This window comes from Piscirickettsia litoralis (assembly GCF_001720395.1).
GTDB classification, from domain to species: domain Bacteria; phylum Pseudomonadota; class Gammaproteobacteria; order Piscirickettsiales; family Piscirickettsiaceae; genus Piscirickettsia; species Piscirickettsia litoralis.
Genome location: NZ_MDTU01000001.1, coordinates 2,180,270 through 2,192,517 on the forward strand (window position 1 = coordinate 2,180,270; position 12,248 = coordinate 2,192,517).

The window sequence follows — 12,248 nt, forward strand, 5'->3', positions numbered from 1 at the left end:
ATTTGTGCTGTGCGTATATCTTTAATCGAGTAGTTGTCGTTTAATGCTGAAGCAATCACTTGTGAGCAGCGTTTGTTAGATTCTCCTTGAGTGTTTTCATAGGAGTTGTCGATGTAGACTTTATTGCTTAATGCTTGGCACTCAACAATTTTTACAATGGGGTAAGCAAAAGTGCTGCTTGCTGTAAAGATTAATAAAGTAGCTAAGCCCACTGTCATTTTTTTCATCATTATCTAGACCTCAATATACTTAATTAAACATGAGTCTAGCGGCTGACTCTTAGCTGAGCCTTAAAATGGGGGCTTTACATCTCGGCCTTATCATCGAAGTAAAGCCGGGTGATTAATTTAATTTTAAACTTTAAACAGAGTGACTGGCCGGTTGTAAATTTAGTGTTTTATTAGAGGTGGTTTTGTGTTTGCTTAAAATAATTAGGGCAGTCAATGAAATCAAACACATTGCAATAAAGTAGATGCCAGAAGCGAATTGAAAATGTACTTTTTTCTGTAAGTAGATCGCAACGAGAGGAATAGAAGAGCCAAAAATAGCAACAGCTAGGTTATACACAAATGAAAATGCGGTGATACGAATTTGGGTTGGGTATAAACTTGCCATGAATACTGCATTTAAGCCTAGGTAAGGCGACAGTACAATCGCAAATAACAGTTGACCTAAAATAATCATTGGCAGAGATTGTTGTGACATTAACCAAAACAATGGCAAGGCTGTAATAATCAATAAGCCAAGGCCAGAGTACAATACTTTTTGAATACCGTGGCGGTCGGCTAGTTTAGCAAAAATAGGGATGAAAATTGTTAGTAGTATTGTTGAAATGGTATTGATGGCAGTAGCTTTGAATAAGTCAGCATGAATAAATGTCGTGATATAGCTCACTTGATAAACAAAAAAATATACTCCGGCTGATGCTCCTGCTGGTAAGAAAAAAGAAAGAAAAAGTAATTTTTTATTACTGAGGATGGAGCTGTTTTTCTTGGTTTCATTTTGCCTTTTTATCGAATTAAATTCGTCTGATTCAGGAAGTTTTAAGCGTAATAGAATTAGGTATACTCCAAATGCCCCTGAAATCATGAAAGGCACTCGCCATCCCCATGCAACTAGCTCTGTGTGGCTTAAAGCGAAGCTGAGCACTGCAACCACAAGGGCTGCTAGTAAGGTGCCTAGAAAGGTAGTCGACTGTACTAAAGCTCCTAAATATGCTCATTTTTTTACTATGGCGCTCTATTTGGTATGAGGTGGAGCCAGTAAACTCTGTACTAATAGACAGGGCTTGGATTAAACGAAGAGAAATAAAAAGAATTGATGCTAACCAACCGATTTGTCCATATGTTGGTAGTAAAGCCATACAAAAGGTGCATATCGACATCATGGTCGCAGAGTATAGAAGAACTTTTTTCCTTCCATAACGATCACCAATTTTTCCTAAAATAACTCCACCGATTGGCCGTACAGCAAAACTTAAAAAATAAGCACTAAAGGCTAATAGTAGAGACGTAAATAAATCTTTACTTGGGAAAAATAAAGTGGCGATGATAGGGGCAAGCTGATCATAAATGCTGAAGTCATACCACTCTAGGGCATTTCCGCCTGATGTTGCTAGGCTGACTTTTTTTGAATTCATGATGATGTTTTATTCACCTTTTTAACCGATAGAGAATTTGAATGGATTGAAGTTCGTTTTCGTATCATATATATCCATATGTTCATATTTTTTTAAAAGGTAAGTTACCAAATACATAAAGGGCAATGTAATTACATTAAAACTTAACTTATAGAGAAAAGCGAAAATGAAAAATGGTAATATACTTGATATTGCACTTAGTTGCCCACCCCAAGCAATAGCGTAGGCAACAATTTGGTAGGATAGCTCTCCGGCTATAGTTGAGGAGATAATCCTGGCTCCAAAAAAATTTCCATTTAATTTTAACTTGGACCTTGATAAGATGTAGTCATTCATTATTGTTCCACAAATAAGACCAATTGCATCTCCAAAAGTGTGGCGGGGGAGACCATTGAATACTGAATAAAAAGCATTGTAGTTCTGGTGCCATTCAGGTAGAGTCGATCTTGTTACTATAAAACTGCTATAAATGACAGAGGACATCATGCTAATAATGCCAATCCACATCATTTGGCGAGAGCGAGCGTATCCATAAACTTCTGTAACAATGTCTTGCAGAATAAATACTAGAGGGAAGATAAATACTCCACCTCCAATTGGAAAATTATTTGGCATAAAAGGCATCTGCATAGGTATGAGCCGAAGGTTTAGGTAGTTACTAGATACCATGATAGTTGCATAAATGACACAGATAATATGAAAATATCGCATTGGTGTATTTTCAGTCATTAGTGTTATATAGGGAGTTTTTTTGTTAGTCATCTTTATTACTGTATTCGTTGTTTTGTAATAAATTAGGATTGATTGAGAAATACATGGATCCCAACTGTAATGATGTTTTATAGGGGAGCAGCTGAACCAGGTCAAAATGTTGATCGATTTCCGATAATAAAATTCCTCTACATGTTTTTGTGTTCTTTGCTTGAAATATAATTTCAAGATCTTTGGGTGATTGAAAATTAATGTGGTCTAACTCTACAACTCTCTCTGTGGGTTGATTATTTCTCATTATAGAAAAATTGATTGTTTCTTCAAGCCTTGGTCCGCTGCTGACATATCCTAGTAAAAAGCATTCTAGAGGTGAAATTTCTCTTAGTAATTCATCATTTGAAATGAGGTTTTTCAGTGTTATTTTTGTAATTCCTCTATTGTATCTAATATGAAGGCTAATAATTTGTTCATTTTTTTTGTTTGTTTCAATGGAAGAAATAGAGACTGGATATGCTTTTTGGTGATAGTTAATGAAATATTTTATTTCCTTGATAAAAAATTTTGCAACATTGAGAGGGTAAGATCTTTCCATGATATTGTACCATTGAATTAGTTTATTTAATTTTTTCGTTGACTTGGTTGGGAGTGGTTTTAAGTTAGTATGGTTGAGAGTGTCTAGTAGTGCTGTAGATGAAAAGAATATAGGTTGAAAAATACCCTTTAAAATGGTTGTTAGAGCTAAAGCTGTTATTGCTGGCATAATAATGTTGTCGTGGCTACTATTATCATTGCCTAGTGATATAGTTATGAAAAATAATATAATGAAACAACTTTCTGGTAGAATATTACAGGTAATAAATTTTTTGTATTTATTCATAGATAAAGTCATTTTTATAACAATAATGGACTGGCTTGTCTTTATCAAATAGTATAAGGATATACTCAATATATAAGCTATTGTTGAGTAAGGCATTGCTTCGAGCAGCAGAGTATACTGCTGTCGTGACTGAGCATATTGATCAGGTATGGGGAGGTAGGAGCTTAGTAAATTGTAAGCAATAGCAACGATAGAGGCAATAATACTGATTAATATTGCTTTTTTTGAACAAGTGCTTGCCAAAGGACTCAAGTATCACATCAAGCAAAAGGAAAATGCATGGGAGCAAGATAGATGATAAATAAAATGCTGTTGTGTTGTTTATTTCAACTGTATTTGATGACATATAGTTAAATGTAAGTATAGCTGCTAAATATGCAGCTACAATATAGTGCAGGATTACTCTACTTTTATTATTTATAATCATAATATTTTAAATCTTAAAGGGGCAAACTTTGTTGATTCATCATAAATATCTATATTTGTTATTCTTTTTATGGTGTGAACTGTAAAACTTGAAGTAGGCAGTAAAAACAGATAAAAAATTATTTTATAGGCAAAGCAAACAAAGAAAAACAATATAAAGTGCTTGGGACTGGTGAAGGTGTGCAGCCATGCGATTGAGTAGGCTACAATCTGGTAAATAAACTCTCCAATAAATGTTATAATCAGGGATCTTAGCGCAAAAGCCTTACCTGAAAAAGCAACTTTAGATTTGGATAAAATATAATCGTTGACTAGGCAGCTAACAGCAAGGCCCACTATACTTGCAAAGGTATGAAATGGTAGTGTAGAAAATATTGCGTAATATGCTTGCTGCATTGGTTGATCTGAAAAAGACTGGCTGGGTAGCGTTAATTTGATACACATTATAGAAATAGTTAATGCAAAAATGCCTAACCAAGTCATATGCCGAGAGCATGAATAGCCATAGACTTCTGTAACAATATCTTGAAGCAGAAAAACGGCAGGGAAGATTAGAAACCCTGAGCCAAGTCGTATCGGCAAACTGTCTGTAAGTGGTAAGTTAATTGTAATAAATTGTAACGTGAAAAATTAGCAACAAGTAGTGTAACGATATATAAGCAACAGAATTCTGTGAAAAATTTTAGCTTCGTTGTATTGCCTAATACATACACTGGATTTGTTTTAGATTGCTGGCGTTTTGCTGTGACTTGTTGGAGTAATTCTTTATTATTGCTTAAATTTAACGAACCTAGGTATATTGCTTCTTTTTGTGAGAGGGCTTGGATCAGGTCTTTATGCTCATCTATTTTATCTAAAGGAAAAAATTCTTTTTTCTTTGTGCCTTTTATTGATAGCTCGGCTTGCATACCAGTTGCTGGGGTGTAGCCTATTGAGCTAATTGTTAGCAATGCTGGGATTTTATCCATTCTTTCTTGTTGGTTTACATAGTGTATTCTGTGTGTACTTTTTTCTAAATTCTGGATGAAACTCAGCATGAAACAGTCGTAGGGAGATAAGCTCTCTATCAATTTATCTTCTTTCAGTAGATTTTCTATCGATATCACTTTACTGCTGGCAGTATTGATATGTTTTATAGTTGCCAGCACTTTACCGTTACGCTGACTCTCTGCACAAACGAGCTTTAGAGGATATCCTGTTAGAGTGTTGCTAGTATCCTTTAGTGGAGATGACATTCCTATCATTTCTCTTTCTAATTATTATGAAGGGAACACTATTACTAAAATTGAACGTTTTGTCAAGGATTCTAGTTGACTTGTTTATATAATAAATAAACAGGTCTCATTTATCACATTTGAGTGTTGTTTTATGACTTGTTATTGCATTGCTCTTGTTTGTTGCCAAGAGCAACAAATCTCATGACAGAAAGTGATAGTGGGTCTCTGGATATAAAATTGCTAATAATTCACCTATTCATTGTGTGATGGCATCGCTGAGGAGGTGTGGTACTAAAAACATCAAGAATATGACCTTGAATTATTTTCACTATCAGGCTATATTTCATTGGTTTTGTATTTAATGTAATTAATTTATAAAAACAAATGAATAACAAAAGGAATGTGAAAGGGAAATGACCGCGAAAAAAACAGCCGGCCGCGCGCGAGAAAGACTCGACAACCGTAAGCATTGCAGGAATAGGTACTGTTTCAGGTCATATTGCTGCAGGCTCACCGAATGTCTTTATCAATAAACGTCCGGCAGCGCGCGTGAAAGATCCAGGGCGTTATTGTATCGCTGTGACTAATCGAGTCACGGAAGGTGCGCAGACGGTATTTATTAATGGTAAACCTGCGGCAAAGAAGACCTCAAGTATGAGCTTGTCGGGGCGGGTTACAGATGGTTCTGATAGTGTTTTTATTGGATAGATGTATTATAAATATTGATTTATTTTGATTAAAAGTGAGCTTGGTAATCTCCATCGACTAAAAACAGGTAATAGCCGTATGTATAATGATGGTTTACTTTGTAGATTAGCTTGTAGATTTTGAGGAGCGATGATGATACGAGTTGCTATTGTTGGCTTTGGTTTATCAGGTCGTGTTTTTCATGCGCCTTTTATTCATATATTAGAAGGTTATCAATTAACGCATGTAGTTACTTCGCGTCAGCAAGAGGTCAATGCACTATATCCTGATGTCGCTGTGATTGATAGTACTGAGGCTTTATTTAAGCAAAAATGTGTTGACCTTGTAATCATCACAACACCGAATGAACAGCATTTTCCTATGGCGAAGGCTGCCTTGTTATCGGGCCATCATGTTGTGACAGAAAAGCCCTTTGTGATCGATTCTAAGCAAGGTAAAGAATTAGTTCAACTGGCTGAGCGGCGAAATAGGATTTTATCAGTCTATCAGAATCGTCGCTTTGATACTGCGATGCTGACTTTGCAACGTTTAATAACGGAGCAGCGCCTAGGTGAAATTATGCAATACGAGGCTCATTTTGATCGTTTTCGTCCTTATGCAGAACAGAGTAAGTGGCGTCAGCAAGATCGGCCGGGTTCGGGCATTTTATTTGATTTAGGTTCTCACTTGATTGATCAAGCCTTGATGCTTTTTGGTCAGCCTGAACGGGTGTTTGCCGATTTAGCAATACAAGCTGAAGATGGGAAAACAAATGATTATGTGCATCTGATATTTTCTTATCAAAGTCGGCGCGTTATTTTGCATATGGGGAGTGTTGTCAGTAGTCAGACTCCGCATCTAAGTGTGCAGGGCACTCGGGGAAGTTTGATTATTAATCAGTTAGACCCGCAGGAAGGGTTACTTAGAGCAGGGAATTTACCGGGTGATGCTAATTGGCAGCAAGTGATGAATGATCAGCAGGCACTGTTAAATTTGGCGCAAGAGAATACAGTGAATATCACTCCTGAAAAAATAGATTGCCAGCCGGGAGATTACCGTAGATTTTATCAACAACTTGCCTCTTGTATTGAAAATAATACTGAAAACCCCGTCAGTGCTAAGAGTGCGTTGAAGACTATAGAGCTGATTGAAGCCTGTTATTTGAGTCATGCTCAAGGACGTTGGATTACTCTCTAAGATGTTATTTTAAACCTCGTAAGCTTTTAGTCTCGCATGGTTCAAAATACTAGATAATCGTCAGGGCTGACTGGTTTGTTTCTATCTTATTGAATATTAACAGTAAAAATGTTGTAAGTTTTTCTAACTCTTGGACAATCTATAGTAACTTCTATCAAGGCTCAGTAAGGCATAAAATAGCTCCATCAAGAATATAACTTGTTGCGCGCACAAGCTATTTCATTCATTTTTGGAGTAGCACAATGAATCGATCTTTTTCAAAAGGTATTATGTATACCCTGCTTTCATCTTTATGTATTGCCTTTATGGGAGTGGCTATGAAAGAAGGCAGCGCGAATGTCAGTGATAGTATGATTTTGTTTTTTAGGACATTAATTCCATTTATCGCCTTGTTATTTTTTATTAACAGTATTAGCTTTAAGCAAATCGGTCAAGACTTTAAAATCCATTTGTTGCGTGCACTAACTGCGATGATCGGCCAATTTGCTTATATTGCCTGTATTAATCAAGCCTCTATTTTTGAAGCGACCTTGCTTTATTATACAGGCCCATTATTTATTCCTGTATTAGCAAGAATCTTTTATAAAAAGCCAATGAATTTAAAAATGGTGCTTAGTATTATCATCGGTTTTATTGGTGTTGCTCTGGTTGCTCATCCAGACAGCGGCCATTTTAACTCAGCGATTTTACTCGGATTATTTTCAGGGTTTGCTATGGCGGTTTCTCAGGTCTGCAATTATGGCTTAACCAGCGATAGTCATTATATCAATAATGTTTTTGCGCTCTATGGATTGGGTAGCATTGTTTGTTTAATCCCTTTGGTTGTTGATTTTATTATGGGAACTGCCTTTTCTGGGACTAATAATAACGCTTCAGGTTTGAATTTATCCTGGTTTATTCTCTTAATGGCTTTTATTTTACCCGGTTTATTGAGCTTAGGAAATCAGGCCCTAAGAGACTTATCTTATCGTCAAGTTGAAAACCCAGGTCATTTATCTCCCTTTATGTTCTCTGCGGTGGTTTTTTCCGCCATACTTGAGTTTATTATTTTTGCTAAAGTACCGAATGCTTTGGCTTGGGGAGGTATGGTATTGATTACTTTAAGCTCGATCTTAATCATGTTTGCCCGCAGCGATAAAAAATGTGAGGGTGGAGAATCACCACAGGAAAGATTGCCCCAAAAGTCTGGAGCCGTTAGACTCTAGATCTTAATATTAAATGGCGACAAATATTAAAGAGTGAGGTGAGTGAATGTTACTTAATCGGCTGAAAGACTTTCTTGCCTCGCGTGTTGCTCCGTATGCAAACCAATTAGATGCAGATGCAAAGTTATTAAAAACACGTTTTATTGAGTTAGGTGAGCAGGGCCTGCTGGCGGTAAAAGTAGCAGAACGCTTTAATGGTTTTGCTGCCGATAGAGCCTTGACCCATGATTATTTTGCTATGATCGCTAGTTCTTCCTATGCTTTGGCATTTTTGGTCGCTCAGCATGAAAGCTGTGCAAGTTTGCTGCAAAAAGGCAGTAATGAAGCAGTTAAAGCGGATTTATTAACACAGATGATACAGGGTCAATTTCGGGCCGGAGTAGGGATTTATCATTTACGTCATCATGCCAAGCGGCCGATGATTACTGCCAAGAAAGTCGCAGGCGGTTATCGAGTCAGTGGTCGTTTGGACTGGGTTTCAGGCTTTGAGATTTTTGATCATATTGCGCTAGGTTTTATTGTTGATGAAGGTAAGGGCAGCCGTGAGGTGATTGGTCTGGTACCTTTTAGAGCGCAGAGTATGAATTTAGGTGCGGATATGATTGAGGTTGGAGCGGTTCAAGAGGTCACGGCAGTGAGCGCGACGAATACAGTGGCAATTCAATTTAATAATTGGTTGATTGATGAGAAGGATATTATTGTTGATCATGAAGGCAGTGTGATTCAGCAGCGTTCGGTGCTTTCCATTACTCATGCGACGATGTTGATGGGAATTTTTCAAGCGGCTTTAAATATTATCTCAGACTCTGGACAGATAACAAACCAAGATGCTGTTGTGCTTAATCAATTTAAAAAGTTTAGTAATCAACATGAGCAGTTGCGTAATGAGCTACTCAATACCAGTACACGCGAGCAAGTTCAGCATGTTCGTGCAAAGATTCATGCACAAACACGCGATTGTGTTTATTTGGCAGCGGCACTGAGTGGTGGGCGCGCCGTGTTAGCAGATCATTCGGTGCAGCGCTTGAATCGAGAGTTATTGCAAGCGACGGTTGCTGGCGTTAACCCATTATTTATCCATAGTTTATGTGCGAGCACGACTGAGTAAGAGTTTGTTTTGAAATTGACTGATATTGATGGTTTTAGGTAAAAGCAACCAAAGTTGACCTGTGCTGTTGAGTTTGCCTGCTTCTTGTTCGGCATATTTTCCTGCACCTAAATAAAGGTCAGCTCGAACTAAGCCCTTAATGGCACCCCCAGTATCTTGTGCGACCCAGCCATGAGGCTTTATTTTTGGGGTGTTATCCAGTTGTAACCAGACGAGTGAACCTAAGGGGATATGGCGAAGATCTATTGCCAGGCTGGTGTTTGCTGTCAGCGGAACTTGTTGTGTGCCAAGTGGAGACTGATGGTTTAGGGGTTTAAAGAAAACAAAAGATTTATTTAAATCTAAAATGGCTTGTTGCTGTTTTGGATGATTTTTTAGCCAGTTTTGAATCGTTTGCATGGAAATATTCTCACGAGTGAGCGCCCCCTTTTTAAGTAAGACTCGGCCAATGGCATAATAGGGTTGGCTATTTTGCCCAGCATAGCCGATGAGCTGCTTTTTACCATTATTAAAAGCGAGAATGCTTGAACCTTGAATTTGCATAAAAAATCGATCAATCGGCGTGACCCAGCCGAGAATATCTGCTTGCTTAATCGCCCCTTGGTTGATTTGTTGGCGACCATAAAGTATTTTCTCCGGTAAGATTTTTTTGAAAGTCAGTCAGCTTAATTTTGAGTAAATCTTGAGGCAAAGAGTATACAGGTTGTGTGTAAGGATTCTTTTTATGCGCTGATGCTGGAGCTTGATAGAGATAATAACCGGTAAATAACCTTTGTTCTTTAGGAGTATTAATAAAATAAGCCTTAAAGTGTTTAATTAAAAATGATTGAATGTGTATGCTTGTAAGTTGGATTTTTTTTGGTCAAGTTGCAATGCCTGTGCGCATATTTTTTTCCAGGGTAAATTATTAACTTTTTCATTAAATAATAAAAATGATTTGTTAGTGTTTTTTGGAGCTTTTGGCAGGAGGCAAGATAAGTCGTCCAAAGCGGTTGCCAGCTTTGCTCCTGCCAACCCGGGAGCGTTGATAGGGGATAGTTTTGTAAAGGTAAAGATGGGTTTGTTAATTTAATTGCGGTTTGTGTTGTTTTTTCGGGGTCAGGCTGCGATGGATACCGTGTGAGTAATAATAAGGCCAAGGTGATGATAGACAAGAGGGTTAATAGCGCTAAACTTGCGCAAAATTTACGAGAGTTCTTCTTTTTTGTAAAAAATGCATGTAAGTCGCATTACTTTTTCTACCTTAAATATGATGATTTTAGCTGACAATGCTTAAAAAGACAGCCTGACTGTGTATAATAACTGTGAATTTTACAGATCGTTTGATCTGAAAAAGAGTCTACAGATTAAAGACTAAGGAGCGAACCATGAACTCATATGCAATGTTGATTAATGGCCAATTATGCCAAGGAACTGAAAGCTTTGCTGTTGTGAATCCGGCAACTGAAGAGGTGATCGACCAGTGTCCTGTCGCGAGTGTGGAACTATTAGAGCAAGCTGTAACTGCTGCGAAAACGGCACTTGCCAATGGTGCGGGAACGCTAGAGCAACGTCGTGAATTATTACGCGCCTGTGCTGATAAAATCGAAGCGCACCAAGAGGAAATCAGCCAGTTACTGACTCAAGAGCAAGGTAAGCCGATTAGCCAAGCAACGAATGAAGTCAGCTGGGCGGTGGGCCTATTACGCAAGCAGTGCGAGCTAGAAATCTCAAAGAAGGTACTGCGTGATGATGCTGAGGCGCAAGTGACGGTGACACGTAAGCCGCTAGGTGTTATTGCAGGAATTACGCCTTGGAACTTCCCTTTTTATATCGCTGTGCATAAGATGGTTGAAGCTCTTTATAGTGGTAATAGCATTGTGATTAAGCCATCGCCTCACACGCCTTTAACGACCTTAAAACTGGGTGAACTCATTCAAGAGATTATTCCCGCAGGGCTTGTTAATATTATCAGCGGTGATAATGATATCGGTGCGCTTCTTGTTAAGCACCCAAAAGTCGCTGCGATTAGTTTTACTGGCTCTGTAGCAACAGGTAAACATATTGCTGCGGCTGCTGCAGTGGATCTTAAACGTGTGACTCTAGAGCTTGGTGGTAATGATGCGGCAATTATCCTTGGCGATGTTGACGTTAAAGAGGTTGCCGAAAAAGTCTTTTGGAATGCATTTTCTAATTGCGGCCAAATTTGCGTGGCGGTTAAACGTCTTTATGTTCAACGCGGGATTTACAATGAAGTTTTAGATGAGATGGTGCGTATCGCTGAAACGGTCAAAGTGGGTAATGGCCTAGATGCTAAGACAACGATGGGGCCTTTAAATAATGTTATGCAATATGAGCGTATTATCGAGTTATTAAATGACGCGAAAGCCCAAGGGGCGAAAGTCCATTGTGGCGGTGTTGCTCAAGAAGGCGCGGGTTATTTCTTCCCACCGACCATTGTGTCTGGTGTTGAAGAAGGTGTGCGCCTGATTGATGAAGAGCAGTTCGGCCCAGTATTACCCATCTTAGCCTTCGATGAAGTTGATGAAGTCATCGAACGTGTCAACAATAGCTCAATGGGTTTAAGCGCTTATGTCTGGTCTAAAGACAAAGACCTCGGCGTTCAAATCGGCAATCGTTTGGAGGTGGGTATTGTTCGTGTTAATACACCGACGACAGAGTCTAGCCTCGCGCCATTTGGTGGCATGAAGCAATCTGGTATTGGCCGTGAAGGTGGTGTTTGGGGAATTGACTCTATGACCGATGCTCAAACTTTAAGTGTAAAGCACTAAAGTAATACCTTATTATCTTAAGCTAATATTTTAAATGAAGCGCCTGATCCTCTCAGGCGTTTTTATTTGTTTTTTAATCTTCTTTTTATAACTATTTATCGCAATAATCTTACTTTTTTTGTTACAGTGCTATCACTAAATTTTATTAAATGGAAAATGATCAATAAATATCATTACCTGTTGAAAATAAAGAGAAATATAATAAATCGAAAACAAGGGAAGACAACCGTGGGAAAATTGTTCAGGAAAGATAATGCTATTAACTCAGAGTCAGAGAGTTGCTCTAGTAATAACCAAGAGCAGCATAAAGGGCGACGTTGGGGTGTCATTGACTTTACAGCTATTTTCAGTGTGTTAATCATTATAGTTGCTATGGTGAGCTTTGTTTACTTTTTAGTTCCTATATTAAC

Annotated in this window: 15 protein-coding genes and 1 pseudogene; 6 read left to right on the top strand and 10 right to left on the bottom strand. The window is 38.1% G+C overall.

Translation table 11 applies throughout. From position 1 onward, the window contains the following. The 7 genes and pseudogenes from BGC07_RS20680 to BGC07_RS10820 all read right to left on the bottom strand — a co-directional run. Nucleotides 1-230: hypothetical protein (locus BGC07_RS20680; RefSeq protein ID WP_158006916.1), on the bottom strand; the 230-nt coding region annotated here is incomplete at its 3' end. A 130-nt stretch (nt 231-360) separates the two neighbouring features. Beyond that, nucleotides 361-1,158, bottom strand: coding sequence for an MFS transporter (locus BGC07_RS23290; RefSeq protein WP_077216862.1), 798 nt, complete (start codon nt 1,156-1,158; stop codon nt 361-363). A gap of 88 nt (nt 1,159-1,246) precedes the next feature. After that, nucleotides 1,247-1,639 (bottom strand): annotated as a pseudogene (locus BGC07_RS23295) (MFS transporter); the annotation flags it as partial. A 21-nt stretch (nt 1,640-1,660) separates the two neighbouring features. Further along, nucleotides 1,661-2,401 carry a queuosine precursor transporter gene (locus BGC07_RS10805; RefSeq protein ID WP_069313122.1) on the bottom strand — a complete coding sequence of 247 codons (741 nt, stop codon included), beginning with the start codon at nt 2,399-2,401 and terminating at the stop codon, nt 1,661-1,663. Further along, entirely contained in the window at nt 2,394-3,479 is a 1,086-nt protein-coding gene (locus tag BGC07_RS10810; RefSeq protein ID WP_139121673.1) for a hypothetical protein, read from the bottom strand. The genes BGC07_RS10805 and BGC07_RS10810 overlap by 8 nt, the downstream gene beginning before the upstream one ends. A gap of 171 nt (nt 3,480-3,650) precedes the next feature. Next, complete coding sequence (locus BGC07_RS10815; protein ID WP_158006917.1) at nt 3,651-4,235, bottom strand: queuosine precursor transporter; 585 nt, start codon at nt 4,233-4,235, stop codon at nt 3,651-3,653. Continuing rightward, complete coding sequence (locus BGC07_RS10820; RefSeq protein WP_069313125.1) at nt 4,205-4,897, bottom strand: hypothetical protein; 693 nt, start codon at nt 4,895-4,897, stop codon at nt 4,205-4,207. The genes BGC07_RS10815 and BGC07_RS10820 overlap by 31 nt, the downstream gene beginning before the upstream one ends. A 450-nt stretch (nt 4,898-5,347) precedes the next feature. On the opposite strand from BGC07_RS10820, the gene BGC07_RS10825 reads away from it, so the two are divergent. From BGC07_RS10825 to BGC07_RS10840, 4 genes are all read left to right on the top strand, one after another. After that, nucleotides 5,348-5,578, top strand: a complete 231-nt coding sequence (locus BGC07_RS10825) for a PAAR domain-containing protein (protein WP_268801716.1) — start codon at nt 5,348-5,350, stop codon at nt 5,576-5,578. A gap of 129 nt (nt 5,579-5,707) precedes the next feature. After that, a complete protein-coding gene (locus BGC07_RS10830; protein WP_069313127.1) occupies nt 5,708-6,754 on the top strand; it encodes a Gfo/Idh/MocA family oxidoreductase in 1,047 nt (348 codons plus the stop codon). Nucleotides 6,755-6,996: 242 nt separating this feature from the next. Continuing rightward, a complete protein-coding gene (locus tag BGC07_RS10835; protein WP_069313128.1) occupies nt 6,997-7,959 on the top strand; it encodes a DMT family transporter in 963 nt (320 codons plus the stop codon). A 46-nt stretch (nt 7,960-8,005) separates the two neighbouring features. After that, on the top strand, nt 8,006-9,067 hold the full coding sequence (locus BGC07_RS10840; protein ID WP_069313129.1) for an acyl-CoA dehydrogenase family protein: 1,062 nt from the start codon (nt 8,006-8,008) through the stop codon (nt 9,065-9,067). Here the strand turns inward: BGC07_RS10840 and BGC07_RS23300 are convergent. The 3 genes from BGC07_RS23300 to BGC07_RS20135 are packed head-to-tail and all read right to left on the bottom strand — an operon-like array spanning nt 9,044 to nt 10,081. Beyond that, nucleotides 9,044-9,727, bottom strand: coding sequence for an MltA domain-containing protein (locus BGC07_RS23300; RefSeq protein WP_317135154.1), 684 nt, complete (start codon nt 9,725-9,727; stop codon nt 9,044-9,046). The genes BGC07_RS10840 and BGC07_RS23300 overlap by 24 nt on opposite strands. Beyond that, nucleotides 9,657-9,920 carry an MltA domain-containing protein gene (locus BGC07_RS23890; RefSeq protein ID WP_077216865.1) on the bottom strand — a complete coding sequence of 88 codons (264 nt, stop codon included), beginning with the start codon at nt 9,918-9,920 and terminating at the stop codon, nt 9,657-9,659. The genes BGC07_RS23300 and BGC07_RS23890 overlap by 71 nt, the downstream gene beginning before the upstream one ends. Further along, nucleotides 9,884-10,081, bottom strand: coding sequence for a hypothetical protein (locus BGC07_RS20135; protein WP_139121674.1), 198 nt, complete (start codon nt 10,079-10,081; stop codon nt 9,884-9,886). The genes BGC07_RS23890 and BGC07_RS20135 overlap by 37 nt, the downstream gene beginning before the upstream one ends. 353 nt (nt 10,082-10,434) lie before the next feature. Here BGC07_RS20135 and BGC07_RS10855 point away from each other — a divergent pair, with 353 nt between their 5' ends. Both BGC07_RS10855 and BGC07_RS20685 read left to right on the top strand, forming a co-directional pair. Continuing rightward, on the top strand, nt 10,435-11,838 hold the full coding sequence (locus BGC07_RS10855) for an aldehyde dehydrogenase family protein (protein ID WP_069313132.1): 1,404 nt from the start codon (nt 10,435-10,437) through the stop codon (nt 11,836-11,838). 228 nt (nt 11,839-12,066) lie between these two features. Further along, the coding region (locus BGC07_RS20685; protein ID WP_158006918.1) for a hypothetical protein at nt 12,067-12,248 on the top strand (182 nt) is incomplete at its 3' end.